This is a genomic window from Massilia sp. (assembly GCF_032106685.1).
Lineage (GTDB): Bacteria > Pseudomonadota > Gammaproteobacteria > Burkholderiales > Burkholderiaceae_D > Telluria.
Genome location: NZ_DAMCPG010000024.1, coordinates 35,201 through 49,126, shown reverse-complemented (window position 1 = coordinate 49,126; position 13,926 = coordinate 35,201). Strand labels below are relative to the sequence as shown.

General features: G+C 67.2%; 12 protein-coding genes and 1 tRNA gene. 10 read left to right on the top strand and 3 right to left on the bottom strand.

Annotation, left to right across the window (positions count from 1 at the left end):
• Positions 1 to 18 precede the first annotated feature (18 nt).
• Positions 19 to 1,092: a bifunctional DNA-binding transcriptional regulator/O6-methylguanine-DNA methyltransferase Ada gene (gene ada / locus RT688_RS14340; protein ID WP_313705529.1), complete on the bottom strand. Its 1,074-nt coding sequence runs from the start codon at positions 1,090 to 1,092 to the stop codon at positions 19 to 21.
• Between the two features lie 136 nt (positions 1,093 to 1,228).
• On the opposite strand from ada, the gene hutC reads away from it, so the two are divergent.
• The 6 genes from hutC to RT688_RS14310 all read left to right on the top strand — a co-directional run bounded on the left by hutC (position 1,229) and on the right by RT688_RS14310 (position 6,958).
• Positions 1,229 to 1,948 (top strand): histidine utilization repressor, encoded by a 720-nt coding sequence (gene hutC / locus RT688_RS14335; protein ID WP_313705528.1) that lies wholly within the window; start codon positions 1,229 to 1,231, stop codon positions 1,946 to 1,948.
• Between the two features lie 110 nt (positions 1,949 to 2,058).
• A complete protein-coding gene (locus RT688_RS14330; protein ID WP_313705527.1) occupies positions 2,059 to 2,457 on the top strand; it encodes a response regulator in 399 nt (132 codons plus the stop codon).
• 215 nt (positions 2,458 to 2,672) lie between these two features.
• Positions 2,673 to 2,999 carry a thioredoxin TrxA gene (gene trxA, locus RT688_RS14325; protein WP_312548549.1) on the top strand — a complete coding sequence of 109 codons (327 nt, stop codon included), beginning with the start codon at positions 2,673 to 2,675 and terminating at the stop codon, positions 2,997 to 2,999.
• A gap of 161 nt (positions 3,000 to 3,160) precedes the next feature.
• Positions 3,161 to 4,423, top strand: a complete 1,263-nt coding sequence (gene rho / locus RT688_RS14320) for a transcription termination factor Rho (protein WP_313705526.1) — start codon at positions 3,161 to 3,163, stop codon at positions 4,421 to 4,423.
• A gap of 416 nt (positions 4,424 to 4,839) precedes the next feature.
• Positions 4,840 to 5,109 (top strand): type B 50S ribosomal protein L31, encoded by a 270-nt coding sequence (locus tag RT688_RS14315; RefSeq protein WP_313705525.1) that lies wholly within the window; start codon positions 4,840 to 4,842, stop codon positions 5,107 to 5,109.
• A 127-nt stretch (positions 5,110 to 5,236) separates the two neighbouring features.
• A complete protein-coding gene (locus RT688_RS14310) occupies positions 5,237 to 6,958 on the top strand; it encodes a glycosyltransferase (protein ID WP_313705524.1) in 1,722 nt (573 codons plus the stop codon).
• A 59-nt stretch (positions 6,959 to 7,017) separates the two neighbouring features.
• On the opposite strand, the gene RT688_RS14305 is transcribed toward RT688_RS14310, so the two are convergent.
• A complete protein-coding gene (locus RT688_RS14305; RefSeq protein ID WP_313705523.1) occupies positions 7,018 to 7,602 on the bottom strand; it encodes an FxDxF family PEP-CTERM protein in 585 nt (194 codons plus the stop codon).
• 197 nt (positions 7,603 to 7,799) lie between these two features.
• On the opposite strand from RT688_RS14305, the gene RT688_RS14300 reads away from it, so the two are divergent.
• Together RT688_RS14300 and RT688_RS14295 are read left to right on the top strand one after the other, a co-directional pair.
• Positions 7,800 to 8,261, top strand: a complete 462-nt coding sequence (locus RT688_RS14300) for a hypothetical protein (protein ID WP_313705522.1) — start codon at positions 7,800 to 7,802, stop codon at positions 8,259 to 8,261.
• A gap of 71 nt (positions 8,262 to 8,332) precedes the next feature.
• A tRNA-Leu gene (locus RT688_RS14295) sits at positions 8,333 to 8,417 on the top strand.
• A 77-nt stretch (positions 8,418 to 8,494) separates the two neighbouring features.
• On the opposite strand, the gene RT688_RS14290 is transcribed toward RT688_RS14295, so the two are convergent.
• Complete coding sequence (locus RT688_RS14290) at positions 8,495 to 9,271, bottom strand: transporter substrate-binding domain-containing protein (RefSeq protein ID WP_313705521.1); 777 nt, start codon at positions 9,269 to 9,271, stop codon at positions 8,495 to 8,497.
• Positions 9,272 to 9,522: 251 nt separating this feature from the next.
• Between RT688_RS14290 and RT688_RS14285 the strand changes: the two genes are divergently transcribed.
• Together RT688_RS14285 and RT688_RS14280 are read left to right on the top strand one after the other, a co-directional pair.
• The gene (locus RT688_RS14285) at positions 9,523 to 12,888 is read left to right on the top strand and encodes an MHYT domain-containing protein (RefSeq protein WP_313705520.1); all 3,366 of its coding nucleotides are present in this window, start codon (positions 9,523 to 9,525) and stop codon (positions 12,886 to 12,888) included.
• Positions 12,888 to 13,898, top strand: coding sequence for a two-component system response regulator (locus RT688_RS14280; protein ID WP_313705519.1), 1,011 nt, complete (start codon positions 12,888 to 12,890; stop codon positions 13,896 to 13,898). Before RT688_RS14285 ends, RT688_RS14280 begins: the two co-directional genes overlap by 1 nt.
• Positions 13,899 to 13,926 lie beyond the last annotated feature (28 nt).

The window sequence follows — 13,926 nt, the reverse complement described above, 5'->3', positions numbered from 1 at the left end:
GCAGTACAGCCGCCCATCCTACTGGCCGTCCTTCTCGCGCGCGATCAGCGCCGCCTTTCTTTCGATGCCCCAGCGGTAGCCCGACAGGGCGCCGTCGTTGCGCACCACCCGGTGGCAGGGAATCGCCACCGCCACCGGGTTGGCGGCGCAGGCGCCGGCCACCGCGCGCACCGCGGCGGGCGCCCCGATGCGCCGCGCCAGTTCGGTGTAGCTGACCGTCTCGCCGGCGGGAATGGCGCGCAGCGCTTCCCACACGCGCCGTTGGAAGGCGGTGCCGCGCACGTCGAGCGGCAAATCGGGGCCGATGCGCGGCGCCTCGACGAAACCGACCACCTGCGCCACCAGCGTCTCGAACTCGGCGTCGCCGCCAAGCAGCCGCGCCGTCGGGAAGCGGTCCTGCAGGTCGCGCACCAATCGTTCGGGATCGTCGCCCATCAGGATCGCGCAGATGCCCTGGCCGGTTGCCGCGACCAGGATCGCGCCCAGCGAGCAGGCCCCCACCGCAAAGCGGATCTCCTCGCCCGTTCCGCCTTTGCGGAAGCGCGCCGGCGCCATGCCCAGCATTGCCTCCGCACCCGCATAGAAGCGCGAACTCGAATTAAAACCGGCGGCGTACAGCGCGTCGGTGACCGGCGCGCCCTGCGCCAGCCCGTCGCGTACGCGCGCCGCGCGCTGCGCCGCCGCGTAGGCTTTCGGGGTGACGCCGGCATGCTGCCTGAACAGGCGGTGGAAGTGGAAGCGGCTCATGCCGGCGGCGGCGGCCAGTGCGTCCAGCCCGGGTTCCTCCGCGCTGGTCGCGATCAGGCGGCAGGCCGCGGCCACCGCCTGCGCCTGGCGCTCGGCCAGCGGCGGCAGGTCCGGCCGGCAGCGCAGGCAGGGCCGGAAGCCGGCGCTTTCGGCCGCCTCGCGGCTGGCGTGAAAGGCGACGTTCTCGCGCCGCGCCGGCCGGGCGGCGCAGGACGGCCGGCAGTAGACGCCGGTGGTGCGCACCGAATAATAGAAGACGCCGTCGGCGGCGCGCTCGCGCCCCTGCACGGCGGCCCAGCGTGCCTCGTCGCTGGCGTAAGCATGAAGGATGGTCTCGGTTTTCATGGCGGCTCCCTGCAGGTGATTGACGCGTATCGTGGCACGCATGCGCCAGGCGCGCACTCCGGGTCTTGCTTTCGAATCGGCGATGCTAGAATCCGCACTGTCGAGAGCCACCATTATCGCCCTACCGGAGAGCAGTTTGAACGAACAGAGCGCGCAAGCGACTACCCCCATCTTCCAGCGCATCAAGGACTACCTGGTAGGCGAAATCGCCTCGGGGCGCTGGAAGGAAGGCGACCTCGTGCCCTCGGAGCAGGCGCTGGTGCGCCAGTTCGGCGTTTCGCGCATGACGGTCAACCGCGCCGTGCGCGAATTGACGGCCGAACAGGTGCTCACGCGCCGCCAGGGGTCCGGCACCTACGTCGCGCCGCAGAAATACCAGGCCACCCTGGTCGAGATCCGCAACATCGCCGACGAGGTGCGTGCGCGCGGCCACCGCCACCGCAGCACGCTGCACCTGCTCGAAGAGGCGCCGGCGAGCGAGGCGCTGGCCCTGCAGTTCGGCCTGGCGCCGGAAAGCCCCCTGTTCCATTCGCTGATCGTGCATTTCGAGAACGACGTGCCGATCCAGCTCGAAGACCGCTGGGTCAACCCGGACTGCGCGCCGGACTACCTGGCCCAGGATTTCAACGCCATCACCCCGAACGAACACCTGATGGTCGTGGCCCCGCTGCAGGGCGCCACCTATGCCATCGAGGCCCTCGGCGCGCCGCGCGAAGTGGCCGAACTGCTCGCGATCGATGCGCGCGAACCCTGTCTCGTCCTCAAGCGCAAGACCGGTTCCGGCGGCCGGGTCGCCTCGATCGTGACCATGTGGCATCCGGGCCGGCTCTACCAGTTCACGGGCAAGGTCGGCTGAACGTGGACTGGACGAGACGGCCGCGCAGATTTTTTTGACGGGCATGCGCACGGCATGGCTTTTCTCGCCCATAATGCCCTTCCAGTAAAAAAATCTCCGGAACCGTTTGTATGGATGAGCCCGTCGTTACCAGGTCGGTCCAGCCGCCGCGCGTGCTGGTGCTCGACGACGACCATTTCATGCTGGAAATGTTGACCGACATGCTGGAACAGATGGGCGTGCGCGAAGTGTTCGCCGAGGCCACCACCCGCCACGCGCTCTCCACCTTGGAGGAACAGGGACCCGACACCCTGATCTGTGACCTGGCCCTGCCCGACATGGACGGCATCGAGTTCCTGCAGGCCGCCGCCGCGCGCGGTTTCGGCGGGCGCGTGATCCTGCTGTCGGGCATGGATGCGGGCGTGCGCGACGCCGTCGGCGAGCTGGCGCGGGTGCTCGGTTTGCGCGTCGCCGGCACCTTCCGCAAGCCGATCGCGCTCGACCAATTGCGCTCGGCGGTGGCGTGTTAAGATTTGAACAAACGTCCGACCACTTTTTGGGAAAATAAGGTATTATTCGACCTAAATTCCCCGCCTGACGTCCTCTCGACGCCCTTCCAATATTGAGTTTGCGCACTTTGGCACCACCATCGTGTTGCAACCAGTTCCATCAGCAAACGGAAGCCGGATGAGCTGTTATCAAGCTCCAGGCGTACATTGATCCTTACCTCTAATTTGAGGAAAACATGAGCGAAAACATTAAACACATCAGCGATGCTTCTTTCGAAACCGACGTGATCAAGTCCGAACGTCCGGTCCTGGTCGATTTCTGGGCCGAGTGGTGCGGTCCGTGCAAGATGATCGCCCCGATCCTGGAAGAAGTCGCCAAGGAATACGATGGCAAGATCACGATCGCGAAGATGGACGTCGACGCCAACCAGGCCGTGCCGGCCAAGTTCGGCATCCGTGGCATCCCGACCCTGATCCTGTTCAAGGACGGCGTCCCGGCCGCGCAAAAAGTCGGCGCAATGGCCAAGGGTCAACTGACCGCCTTCATCGACAGCAACATTTAATAATCGGGCGTTCACACAACGTTCGTTGAGCGGCGGCAGCGCGCCCGCACTGCCGCCATTGTCTGGACGGGAAACCGATCGATTCCGGTCGCCTCCCAATTGACTAACCCACGCAGCTCCCTCCCCTACCTTAATTTCCCGTCACGGGACACCCACACAACATGCACTTATCTGAACTGAAGGCAATGCACGTCTCCGCCCTTCTGGAGATGGCGATCAGCCTCGATATCGACAACGCAGCGCGCCTGCGCAAACAAGAACTGATGTTCGCCATCCTGAAGAAACGCGCGAAGCAGGGCGAACAGATCTTCGGCGACGGCGCGCTCGAAGTGCTGCCGGACGGCTTCGGCTTCCTGCGTTCGCCCGATGCGAGCTACATGGCCTCGACCGACGACATCTACATCTCGCCGTCGCAGATCCGCCGCTTCAACCTGCATACGGGTGACTCGATCGAAGGCGAAGTACGCACCCCGAAGGATGGCGAACGCTATTTCGCGCTGGTCAAGGTGGACAAGGTCAACGGCGAGTCGCCGGAGGCGTCGAAGCACCGCATCCTGTTTGAGAACCTGACCCCGCTGCACCCGAACGAGCCGCTGCGCCTGGAGCGCGACATGAACGGCGCCGAGAACATCACCGGCCGCATCGTCGACCTGATCTCGCCGATCGGCAAGGGCCAGCGCGGCCTGCTGGTCGCCTCGCCGAAGTCCGGTAAATCGGTCATGCTGCAGCACATCGCGCACGCGATCACCGCCAACCACCCGGACGTGACCCTGATCGTCCTCCTGATCGACGAGCGTCCGGAAGAAGTGACGGAAATGCAGCGCTCGGTGCGCGGCGAAGTCGTCGCCTCGACCTTCGACGAACCGGCCACCCGCCACGTGCAGGTCGCGGAAATGGTGCTGGAAAAGGCCAAGCGCCTGGTCGAGATGAAGAAGGACGTCGTGATCCTGCTCGACTCGATCACCCGCCTGGCGCGCGCCTACAACACCGTGATCCCGGCCTCGGGCAAGGTCCTGACCGGCGGTGTCGACGCCAACGCGCTGCAGCGTCCGAAGCGCTTCTTCGGCGCCGCCCGTAACGTCGAGGAAGGCGGCTCGCTGACCATCGTCGCCACCGCCCTGATCGAAACCGGTTCGCGCATGGACGACGTCATCTACGAGGAATTCAAGGGCACCGGCAACATGGAAGTCCACCTCGAGCGCCGCCTGGCCGAGAAGCGCGTCTACCCGGCGATCAATCTGAACAAGTCGGGCACCCGCCGCGAGGAACTGCTGATCAAGCCGGACCAGCTGCAGAAGATCTGGATCCTGAGGAAGCTCTTGTACTCGATGGACGAGATCGAGGCGATGGAGTTCATCCTCGACAAGATGCGTGCGACGAAGAACAACGTGGAGTTCTTCGACATGATGCGCCGCGGCGGTTAAGACCTGCCAAAAGCATCGACGAGGGCGGCGTGTGCCGCCCTTTTTTATTCGCGGCGATTTGGCAACGATTACGTCGGACGCAACCGTAGGGTGGGCACCCCGTGCCCACGCGAAAGCATGCATTGTGGCTGCTCCTTTCGACACGGCCCACATGATCACCCGACAACGCCCGCCCGAGCGTCGCGTTGGCTCCACCTTCCGCGTGGGCACAGCGTGCCCACCCTACGGTCAGCGCATTGGCCACAAATCCCGTACAAGACCATCGGCAATCCGGCCCCGCGCTTGCCTTGCCTGAACAGCCGTTTTATAATCGTGGGTTCAGTACATCAACCACTGGCAAGTGATCGGCAATCGGGTCAAGAAGCAGCAAGACCGACGAAGTGCTGTTTGGCTACCAACTCATCGAAAGCAGAATCATGAAGACCGATACCCATCCGGATTACCGCGAAGTCCTGTTCCACGACGTGTCGTGCGATTTCAAATTCATCACCCGTTCGACCATCTCGACCCGCGAAACCGCTACCTACGAAGGTAAGGAATACCCGCTGATCAAGATCGAAGTCTCGGCTGAATCGCACCCGTTCTACACCGGCAAGCACAAGATCGTCGACACCGCTGGCCGCGTCGAGAAGTTCCGCCAGAAGTTCGGTGCCGTCGGTTCGAAGACCAGCGTCGCCAACGGCTAAGCACCGCCCAGTACGACGGAAGCATTGCGCTTCCACCCAAAAAGAAGCCGGTTTCCGGCTTCTTTTTTTTCGACTTTATGTTCGCCGTTATACTACGCGACATTATTTCCTCGCATCAGACCTATCGATGAAACCAGTCCGCCTCCCCGCCGCCGCCACGCTGGCCCTGCCGCGCTGGGCGCTGTACGCGCTCGGCATGCTGTATATCCTGCCGGGACTGATCGGCCGCGACCCGTGGAAGGACGACGCCGGCAGCTTCGGCATCATGTGGACGATGGCGCGCGGCGGCCTGCACGACTGGCTGTACCCGAACATCGCCGGCCTGGCCGTCACCGACGAGGGCCCGCTCGCGTTCTGGCTGGGCGCCCTCTGCATCAAGCTGTTCGGCTGGCTGCTGGGCGACGTGCTGGCCGCGCGCGTCTCGAACATCGGCATCTTCGTGCTCGGCACCATGTCGCTCTGGTACACCGCCTTCCACCTGGGACGCCGGCCGGAAGCCCAGCCGCTGCGCCTGGCCTTCGGCGGCCAGCCGGAACCGGACGCCTATGGCCGCACCTTGGCCGACACCGCCGTGCTGGTCTACCTCGGCTCGCTCGGCCTGCTGCAATACAGCCACCAGACCCTGGCCGTCACCCTGCAGGGTTCGCTGCTCGCCTATTTCCTCTACCGCGCGGTGCGCTACATCGAGAGCGCCAGCCCGCGCAATGCCGCCCTGGTCGGCCTGTCGCTGGGCGCCCTGACGCTGACGCGCGGCCCGCTGTCGCCGCTGGTCCTGGTGGCCGCGCTGTTCCTCGGCACGCGCTTCTTCCGCCTGCCGGCCGCCAATTCCCTGCGCCACCTGGCGCTGGCGCTCGGCGTCGCCGCGCTGCTGACCCTGGTCTGGATCCTGCCCGCCACCATCGTCCAGCCGCACGGCGAGTCGCCGGTGCCGGCCTGGCTGGCCTGGAACGCCGAGCAGCTGAGCCTGCCGAGCTGGACTTCGATCACGGCCTTCTTCCGCGTCGGCGTCTGGTTCTTCTGGCCGGCCTGGCCGTTTGCCGGCTGGGCCATCTGGGCCTGGCGGCGCGAGCGCAACATGCTGCACATCGTGCTGCCGCTGACCTTCCTCGGCGCCCTGACCCTGCTCACCCTGTGCGATCCTTCGCCGGAAAACGGCGACCTGCTGAAACTCCTGCCGCTGCTGGCCCTGATGGCCGCCTTCGGCCTGCCGACCATGAAGCGCGGCGCGATCAATGCCATCGACTGGTTCTCGGTGATGGCGCTGACGACCCTGGCCGCCCTGATCTGGCTGTTCTGGATCGCCAAGCTGACCGGCTGGCCCGCCAAGCTGGCGCACAACGCGCTCAAGCTGGTGCCGGGCTTCAAGCCGGAATTCGGGATCGTCGCCTTCACCGTCGCCGCCGCGGTGTCGGTCGGCTGGTTCTGGCTGGTGCGCTGGCGCGTGTCGCGCCAGCCGGCCGTGCTGTGGCGCGCGGTGGTGCTGTCCTCGAGCGGGCTGATCCTGCTGTGGGTGCTCCTGATGACCCTTTTCCTGCCGGACCTGAACTACAGCAAGAGCTACGCCGGCGTGGCCCAGGCGATCGCCGCCAAGCTGCCGCCGAACGCGAACTGCATCGACACCAACGTGAGCGCAGCGCAGCGCGCCTCGTTCGCCTATTTCGGCCGCCTGCCCTTCGCCGGCGTGCAGGGCGGCGACTGCGATTACGTGCTGCTGCAGGACCGGGTCAGGACGCGCGACGACCGCGACCTGGCGCGCCGCTGGAACACGCGCGGCGCCACGCTGCTGTGGGAAGGCCGGCGCGCGTCCGACCGCGACGAGCGCTTCCGCCTGTACCGCCGCGCGCCCTGAGGCGCCCACCAGCCCGGCGCCGAAACCGCCCTGCCGGAGCCATCCGCAGGGCGGTTTTTCTATGCCGCCGCGGTCAGGCGGCGCCGCACCAGCGCGCCACAGGCCAGCCCGGCCAGCAGCAGCGCGAAGCCGGGCACTTCCGGCACCGGCGAGACCGTCAGGTCGGCGCCGAAACTGCCGCCCCCGGAACCCTGCACCAGCCCGTCGACGCGCACCGCATAGGCGCCGGCCGGCAGGCTGTACGCCGCCAGCGCCCAGGAATCGGTGGCATCGGCGCCGAAGCCGGTCTGGTCGATGCCGGAGATCGCGGGGCCGATGATCGCCATCGTCGCCGGGTCGTAGCGGTACAGGCTCAGGGCCGTGATGCGCAGGTCCTTGTCGGACGGCGAATTCAGGATGGACGAGGTGACCGATGCCGCGGCATCGAAGGGCAGCCCGGCGACGTCGAAGGTGAAGACGTCGATGAAGCTGCCGCCCGATTGCGCGGCGGCGAAGCCGTCGCCGAAATGGGCATTGAAGCCGCCCGCCCCGTCGTCGATCGCGGAAATCGGCACGCTGCGCTCGATCGTCTGCGCGGCGGCATGCGGGCCGGCGCAGGCGGCGCCTGCCAGCAACGCGCCCAGGACCAGGGATGTGCTTTTCATGTGAACTCCATCGGCAATGTGTCGGCAAAAACGGCCGGCCCGGATCGGCGTCGCACCGCTACCTCATGCTTTGATCCGGCCCAGATGGCAGACGTTTATTCCTGATCGTCGCCTCCTTGAGTCAGCTCAATCCGGGACCATATACAGGACAGAAAATGGCAGACAGTGCCATCACCATTCACCCCGGAGGAAACGACATGAAAAGCGTCATGTTCTCGGAAGTCGTGCGTTCGAACCGGGGTGGCGCATGGCTGCGCGGCCTGTCGCCGCTGACGGCTTACGGGCTGACGGTGGCCGTCGGCATGCCTTTCTTGGTGCTGGCGCTGCACCTGCTTGATCCGGGCGCGCCCCTGGCCCTGATCGTCCTGCCGGTGCTGGCCGGCCTGGCCCTGCCCCTGTGCGCCGGCGCGCCGGGCCGGCTCGACGTCAACACCCGTTTCGACGCCTGCCACATGAGCATGACCCTCGACGCCACCCTCGCCAGGCTCGGCTATGCGCGCACCGAAGCCGCTCCCGGCCGGCTGCGCTATATCCGGACTGCCGGCCTCTCCTGGCGCGCGCGGGCGCAGACGATCAACGTCAAGGTGCATGCGCACGCGCTCGAAGTGATCGGCCCGATCCCGATCCTGCGCTCCCTGCAGCGGGCGCTCGCGAGCTAAGGGGCGGCCCCCGGCCGCGCTCGTAAACTGTTGCCGGTGCAATCCAAATCAGCGATAATGCACAGCGCGTTGCCGGGATGGCGGAATAGGTAGACGCACGGGACTCAAAATCCCGCGCCGCAAGGCGTACCGGTTCGATTCCGGTTCCCGGCACCAGCACAGAACACAGACAAGACCCGCGTTTCTTCATCGGAGAACGCGGGTTTTTGTTTTTCCGGCGGCACGCGCCAGTCCTATTTGCCCTTCGGCTCCGTCCAGTCGTCATACCTCCGCTCGATCCGCCGCAAGGCTCCGTCGCGCTCGAGCGCGGCGAAGGCGCCGTTGAGGCGGTCGACGACGGCATCGGGCACGCCGCGGTTGCAGGCAAGGAAGACCTCGTGCCGGTTGAACGCGAGCACCGGGACGATCTTGCCGGCCCAGCCATTCTGTTCGAGCACCAGGCTGCCGGGCCGTAGCGCCGCCACCCACAAATCGATACGCCCCAGCAGCAGCTTGCGCGGATTGACCAGGTCGTGCGGCGCGACGTCGACCGTGAAGCCGCGGCTGCGCAGGTAATGGTCGCGCGCATCGCCGTTGTAGGTGCCGATGCGGTAGGGCCGGGCGTCCTCCAGGTTGCGCAGCACGATGTGGCGGTCGGCGCGCGCCATCAGCACCCATTGCGCGGTATCGAGCGGACCGACCCACTTGAACAAGGCCTCGCGCTCGGGCGTGCGGGTAGTCGAGCAGACGCAGGCATCCTTGCGCCAGCGGGCGGCGGCATAGGCACGCTTCCACGGCAGCAGCTCGATCGTATAGCCGACGCCGGCACGGTCGAAGGCGGCGCGCACCTTGTCGGTGACGATGCCCACCACTTGTCCGCGCTCATCAAGCATGCTCGACGGCGGCGCCGGCTCGGCCGTGATGTACAGGGCCGCTCCCGGGCCGCCGGCCGGGACGGTGGCGGCCACCGCATCGGACAGGGCAGCCAGGGCAGCGAACAGCGCGGCCAGCGTGATTCGGTCTCTCGGCATCAGGTTTCCCATATTTCTGGATACATGGATCGGATACGCGGGTCGATACATGTATCGCAATATTTATTAATTGAGCATAACCCAAGGCCGGCACTGGTCGTCAATACATAAAAACAGCCGGGTAGCGGCAACGCGACAGTTGCAATGTCGCATTGCTAACTTTTCCCAATAAAATCAAGACTTTCCATATGGAAAATGCCATACTGGCGGATGCTTTTTGTCCGCTCGATGGACCCCTCCGGAAGACCCCCATGTCGCTTTTCATGTTGCCCGATGATCCATCGCTGCTCAGCTATGGCATCTACGATCCCAAGCTCGTGCTGCTGTCGCTGCTCGTGGCCATCTTCTCGTCGTGGATGGGCCTGCAGATCGCGGGCCAGGCACGCCAGCGCAACAGCCAGCGTCCGATCTTCCTGCTGACCGGCAGCCTGGCGCTCGGCGCCGGCGTCTGGGCCATGCACTTTGTCGGCATGCTCGCCTTTAACCTGTGCACCCGGGTCGGCTACGACCCGATGATCACGGTCGGCTCGAGCCTGCCGAGCATCGGCGCGTCCTTCGTCGCCCTGAACCTGATCGCGCGCGAACGCCTGGGCAGGACCGGCCTGCTGGCCGGCGGCGTGCTGGTCGGCGCCGGCATCGGCGCGATGCACTACGCCGGCATGGCCGGCATGCGCATGAGCCTGGACCTGCGCTACGATCCGGCGACCTTCGCGCTGTCGATCGTGGTCGCCGTGGTGCTGGCGACGCTGGCCCTGTGGGTGCGCTTCGGCCTGAAGCGCCTGCGCAGCATGAGCGAATCCCGGCGCCTGCTGCTGGCGGCGGTGGTCATGGGCTGCGCGGTCGCCGGCATGCACTACACCGGCATGGCGGCGGCGCGCTTCGTCGGCACGGTCGATCCGAACGCCCCGGCCTCCTTCGACACCACCACCCTGGCGCTGGGCATCTCCCTGATCACCGTCCTGTTCACCGTCGTCGTGCTGGCCGCCAACGGCCTGCTGCGCTACCGCCGCCTGTACGCCGAACTGTCGCGCAGCGAAGCCTGGATGCGCGCCCTGCTCACCACCACCGTCGACGGCGTCATCACGGTCGACCGCGACGGCACCATCCTCGAATTCAATGCCTCGGCCGAGAAGATCTTCGGCTGGCGCCATGACGAGATCGTCGGCGGCAACGTGCGCCTCCTGATGCCCGAGGAAGAACGCAACAAGGAAGTCGGCCTGCTCGGCTACCTGCGCGACAGCGGCGCCCACGCCGCGCCCAACAACGCCGAAGTCGACGCCCTGCGCCGCGACGGCAGCCGCGTGCCGATCCGCTTCGCCGTCGGCCATGCGGTCCTGGGCAAGCAGGAACTGTTCGTCTGCTTCGTCACCGACATCACCGAACGGCGCGAGATGGTGCAGGCCCTGCGCGCCAGCGAGCAGCAGTTCCGCTCCCTGATCGGCACCATTCCCGGCATTTCCTACCGCAGCCGCATCGAGGGTGCGCACCCGATGGTGTTCATCAGCGACGCGGTCGAACGCGTGGCCGGCTACCCGGCGCGCGACTTCACCGGCATTGCGCCGGGCAGCCCGCCACGGCGCTGCTTCGGCGCCCTGATCCACGCCGCCGACCGCGTGCGCGTATCGGAAGCGATCGAGGCGGCCCTGCGCGAGGACCGGCCCTGGCTGGTCGAGTACCGCCTGCTGCACGCCGACGGCAGCACCCGCTGGCTGTGGGAGAACGGCACCGGCGTGCGCGACGACGAAGGCAAGCTGGTCTGGCTCGACGGCGTGATCCTCGACATCAGCGAGCGCCGCAAGATGGAAGAGGCGCTGCGCGAGGCCAAGGAGCACGCCGAGCAGGCCGCCGCCGCCCGCGCGACGTTCGTGGCCAACATGAGCCACGAGATCCGCACGCCGATGAATTCCATCCTCGGCTTCACCGACGTGCTGCTCGACGGCGAACTGGCGCCCGACCAGCGGCGCCACCTCGATACGGTGCGCAACGCCGGCCGCTCGCTGCTGCGCCTGCTCAACGAGATCCTTGACACCGCCAAGCTGGAAAAAGGCGCGGTGGAGCTGGAGATCAACGACTTCAACCTGCTCTCGCTGATCGACGAGCTGTCCTCGACGCTGGCGGCGAACGCGCGCGCCAAGGGCCTGCAGGTCGACATCCACTACGACCCGGCGCTGCCCACCAATTTGCGCGGCGACGAGCTGCGCATCCGCCAGGTGCTGACCAACCTGCTGGATAACGCGATCAAGTTCACGGCCAGCGGCAGCGTTACCCTGCGCGCCGAGCCGCGCGGCGACCAGCTGCACTTCTCCGTGAAGGACACCGGGATCGGCATCGCTCCCGAGCGCCTGAACGCGATCTTCGATCCCTTCACCCAGGCCGACGCCTCGATGACGCGGCGCTTCGGCGGCACGGGCCTGGGCACCACGATCAGCAAGCAGCTGGTCGAGCTGATGGGCGGGAAGATCTGGGCCGAGAGCACGCTTGGCGAAGGCACCACCTTCCACGTGCTGCTGCCGCTGGTGGTGGCGCGCTTCGCGCCGCAACAGGCGCGGGTGCGCACCGCCGCCGTGCTGCCGCCGCTGCGCGTGCTGGTGGCCGACGACGTGCCGCAGAACCTGGAGCTGCTGCAATTGCTGATGGCGCGCCGTGGCCACACCATGACCGGCGTGTCGGACGGCGCCCAGGTGGTCGAGCTGGCCGCGCGCGAGGAGTTCGACCTGATCCTGATGGACTTCCAGATGCCGACCATCGACGGCCTGCGCGCCACCCGCCTGATCCGCGAGCAGGCCGAGGCCGCCGGCCGGGCGCGCGTGCCGGTGATCGCGATGACGGCCAGCGTGCTGGCCGAGCACCGCCGCGCCAGCCTCGATGCCGGCATGGACGGCTTCGCCTCCAAGCCGGTCGACTGGTTCACGCTGTCGCACGAGATCGCGCGCGTGCTCGGCATCGGTTCGGAGCAGGCGCTCGCCGCCCCGGCGATCGAGCGCCAGGCCTGGAACCGCCACGGCGGCGTGCACCGCTGGGGCGGCAAGGAAGACGCCTACCTGGAAGCGCTCGCGCACTTCCACACCCAGCACGCCCTGCTGCCGCAATTCCTGCGCGGCTTCGCCGACGCCGCCGACCACCCCTCGCTGCGCATGCTGGCGCACAAGGCGCGCGGCATCGCCGCCAACCTCGGCCTGGAACTGCTGGCCGACGCGCTGGCCGAGCTGGAACAGCTGGCCGAGGGCGACAAGGGCCAGCAGCTGGCCACGGTGTCGCTGCTGCCGCAGGCGCTGGCGCGCGTGAGCGAAGCGCACGAGGCGGTGCTGGCGCTGATCAAGGCCAGGCGGCCGGCCGTCGCGCCGATGGCGCCGGGCGCCGCCGGCGCTGCCATCGATCTCGAGCGCGCGCGCCGCGCCGGCGCCGTGCTGCGCGAGGCCCTGTCGCGCGGCGCCCTCGACGACGCGGCGCTGGCCGGCCTGGCGGCCGCCCTCGCCGGCCATGCGGCGGCCGCGCGCGTGCCCCAGGTGCAGGCAGCGCTTGCCGACTTCGACTTCGACCTCGCCCAGCAGCAGCTCGACGCCGTGCTGGCCGCGCTCGACACGCTTGACGATTCAACGCCACAGGAAACGACGTAATGAGCACTACCACCAACCGCCCGCTGATCCTGGCGGTCGACGACGAAGCGAGCAACCTGCAATTGCTGCGCCAGATCCTGCAGGACCACTATCGCCTGCTGTTCGCCAAGGACGGCGCGCGCGCGCTGGAGCTGGCGCAGAAGGAACGCCCCGACCTGGTCCTGCTCGACGTGATGATGCCGGGGATGAGCGGCTACGAAGTGTGCGCCGCGCTGAAGGCGAACCCGGCCACCGCGCCGATTCCCGTCATCTTCGTCACCGCCCTGACCGACACCGCCGACGAGCTCGAAGGCTTCGAGGCCGGCGCGGTCGACTACATCACCAAGCCGGTCAGCCCGCCGCTGGTGCGCGCGCGCGTACGCACCCACCTGTCGCTGGTGCGCATGGAAGAGTTGAAGGCGACCCGCCTGGCGATCGTCCAGCGCCTGGGCCTGGCGGCCGAGTACAAGGACAACGAGACCGGCCTGCACGTGATCCGCATGAGCCACTTTTCACGCATCCTGGGCCTGGCGGCCGGCATGACCGAACAGGAAGCGGAAGACCTGCTGCACGCGGCGCCGATGCACGACGTCGGCAAGATCGGCATCCCCGACCGCATCCTGCAGAAAGCCGGTCCGCTCGACGCCGACGAATGGAGGATCATGCAGAGCCACGCCAGCATCGGCGGCGAGATCATCGGCCGCCACGACGGCGGCATGCTGAAACTGGCGCACGACATCGCCATGACCCACCACGAGAAATACGACGGCAGCGGCTACCCGAACGGGCTGGCCGGCGAGCAGATCCCGCTGACCGGGCGCATCGTCGCGATCGCCGACGTGTTCGACGCCCTGACCTCGGTGCGTCCCTACAAGCGCGCCTGGAGCGAGGAAGAGGCGGTCGACTACCTGGTGCAGCAGAAGGGCAAGCACTTCGATCCCGCGCTGGTCGACCTGTTCATCGCCCAGCTGCCGGCGATCCGCAGCGTGCGCCTGCGCTGGGCCGAGGCGGCGGAGGCGCAGGCGGCCTGATGTTCGTAGGGTGGGTTCTCGAACCCAC

Bases quoted from the DNA above. Each gene is read 5' to 3' on its own strand.
- ada (WP_313705529.1), bottom strand. From the start codon at position 1,092: ATGAAAACCGAGACCATCCTTCATGCTTACGCCAGCGACGAGGCACGC.
- RT688_RS14330 (WP_313705527.1), top strand. From the start codon at position 2,059: ATGGATGAGCCCGTCGTTACCAGGTCGGTCCAGCCGCCGCGCGTGCTG.
- trxA (WP_312548549.1), top strand. From the start codon at position 2,673: ATGAGCGAAAACATTAAACACATCAGCGATGCTTCTTTCGAAACCGAC.
- rho (WP_313705526.1), top strand. From the start codon at position 3,161: ATGCACTTATCTGAACTGAAGGCAATGCACGTCTCCGCCCTTCTGGAG.
- RT688_RS14315 (WP_313705525.1), top strand. From the start codon at position 4,840: ATGAAGACCGATACCCATCCGGATTACCGCGAAGTCCTGTTCCACGAC.
- RT688_RS14310 (WP_313705524.1), top strand. From the start codon at position 5,237: ATGAAACCAGTCCGCCTCCCCGCCGCCGCCACGCTGGCCCTGCCGCGC.
- RT688_RS14305 (WP_313705523.1), bottom strand. From the start codon at position 7,602: ATGAAAAGCACATCCCTGGTCCTGGGCGCGTTGCTGGCAGGCGCCGCC.
- RT688_RS14300 (WP_313705522.1), top strand. From the start codon at position 7,800: ATGAAAAGCGTCATGTTCTCGGAAGTCGTGCGTTCGAACCGGGGTGGC.
- RT688_RS14290 (WP_313705521.1), bottom strand. From the start codon at position 9,271: ATGCCGAGAGACCGAATCACGCTGGCCGCGCTGTTCGCTGCCCTGGCT.
- RT688_RS14285 (WP_313705520.1), top strand. From the start codon at position 9,523: ATGTCGCTTTTCATGTTGCCCGATGATCCATCGCTGCTCAGCTATGGC.
- RT688_RS14280 (WP_313705519.1), top strand. From the start codon at position 12,888: ATGAGCACTACCACCAACCGCCCGCTGATCCTGGCGGTCGACGACGAA.